We start from the raw sequence: 601 nt of genomic DNA on the forward strand, positions 1-601 counted from the left end.
TAGCCGTACTTATCCAAGCCTGTACAATAGAAGTGAACTCATCGCTGCTCATTCCTGAATGCGTTTTTTGCACCATGGTTAGAACATCTTCTAAGCTCAGCTTATCTATCTGCCCGCTTAACACCAGTGAGTATGGTTTAGTCGTCTTCCAATCAGGGTGGCTAGCCGCTTGCTCTTTAATTTGGTCGAGCACAAACAAGATTTGGAAGTACATCGGCTTTTCTGACCATAACGTTCCGTCGTTATCAAAAGTGGCAATACGATCTTGAGGAGCAACAAAATTGGGAGAGTTAGCGTCAGTAACATCACTGACAAATTGGATAATTGCTTGTTTGGTTTGACCGTCGTTCCACGAAGGCAATGGGTCACTATTTTGCGCCAAAAGCGGAAATGAAATCACCGCGACAGCGAGCGTAAAAACATTCAAGAGGTAATTTTTCATCAGTTGTAAACTCTTTATATAGGGGAGTTTAATAATGGAGCATTCTCGAAGAAAAAATTCGCCCTTGGTCACAACAATGTCTTATTCGGAATATTCCTACTTGAAAGCCCAAAAGATTCATAAAATTCAATGAAATAAAAAAGCGGACCTATTGGCCCG

1 pseudogene is annotated in these 601 nt (G+C 41.4%); it reads right to left on the reverse strand.

Going from position 1 to position 601, the window contains the following annotated elements:
- Window positions 1-442: pseudogene (locus tag R8O10_RS26240) on the reverse strand (haloacid dehalogenase-like hydrolase); the annotation flags it as partial.
- Window positions 443-601: the final 159 nt, after the last annotated feature.

The sequence above is a fragment of the Vibrio sp. 1727 genome (assembly GCF_033344415.1).
Lineage (GTDB): Bacteria > Pseudomonadota > Gammaproteobacteria > Enterobacterales > Vibrionaceae > Vibrio > Vibrio alginolyticus.